Source organism: Mesorhizobium sp. M7A.F.Ca.MR.362.00.0.0, assembly GCF_004023175.1.
Lineage (GTDB): Bacteria > Pseudomonadota > Alphaproteobacteria > Rhizobiales > Rhizobiaceae > Mesorhizobium.
This window is the reverse complement of record NZ_RZTF01000852.1, coordinates 1-736: the sequence shown is the minus strand read 5'-3', so window position 1 is coordinate 736 and position 736 is coordinate 1. Positions and strand designations below refer to the sequence as shown.

Sequence of the window (736 nt, the reverse complement as noted above, 5' to 3'; positions counted from 1 at the left end):
CCTTACAGCTTGTCGAGTGATCGCGAAGCCGACTTACCAGAAAGGCGCCCGACCAGACTGGCCAGTTCCAGCAAGTCGACAGTACGCAAGAGCGCCCTCCCATTCCCCATGACAACTTCTGGATCCGGGCTCGCAAGATCAGTCCATTGCGGAGGAACCGACCATACGGCGCTATCGTCGGCCTGCAGCAAAAGGCGTTCGCCATGCCGATTGTATCGTCTGCCGACACATGGCAGCAGCCGCGAGAACAGAGGATGAAACGGATGCGTGATCCGCACTAATTGCGTATCTGCGTTCGTAGAGTCTGCATTCCCAAGTGAGGTACAAGAAGCTGGAGCGCGGGCGTTTTATTTGGCCATCGGCGGCCGACGGCACGGTGGTGATCACGCCGGCGCAGCTTGGCTATCTGCTCGAAGGCATCGACTGGCGCATGCCGCAAAAAACCTGGCGTCCGAGCTCGGCGGGATGAGCAAAATCGTTGGCATGGAGGAGCGAATATGATTCCATCGCGCCATGACCGACGCGGCCGATCAGCTTCCCGGTGACCTTGCCAGTGCGCACGCGATGATCCTCGCGGAGCGCGCCGCCCGCCGTGAGGCGCAAGCACTCGCTGCCCGCGCGCAGGCCGTGAACTCGCATTCGGATGCGCTGATCGCTCGGCTCAGGCTGGAGATCGAGAAGCTGAAGCGCGAGATCCATGGCAGCCGCTCGGAGCGCAAGGCGCGGCTTCTCGAAC

Annotated in this window: 2 protein-coding genes and 1 pseudogene; 2 read left to right on the top strand and 1 reads right to left on the bottom strand. The window is 61.7% G+C overall.

Going from position 1 to position 736, the window contains the following annotated elements:
• Positions 1-2 precede the first annotated feature (2 nt).
• Positions 3-278: a DUF5372 family protein gene (locus EOC06_RS45295; protein WP_158302690.1), complete on the bottom strand. Its 276-nt coding sequence runs from the start codon at positions 276-278 to the stop codon at positions 3-5.
• Between the two features lie 38 nt (positions 279-316).
• On the opposite strand from EOC06_RS45295, the gene tnpB reads away from it, so the two are divergent.
• Complete coding sequence (gene tnpB, locus EOC06_RS38150; RefSeq protein ID WP_245330064.1) at positions 317-469, top strand: transposase; 153 nt, start codon at positions 317-319, stop codon at positions 467-469.
• Between the two features lie 95 nt (positions 470-564).
• Positions 565-736: pseudogene (locus tag EOC06_RS38145) on the top strand (IS66 family transposase); the annotation flags it as partial.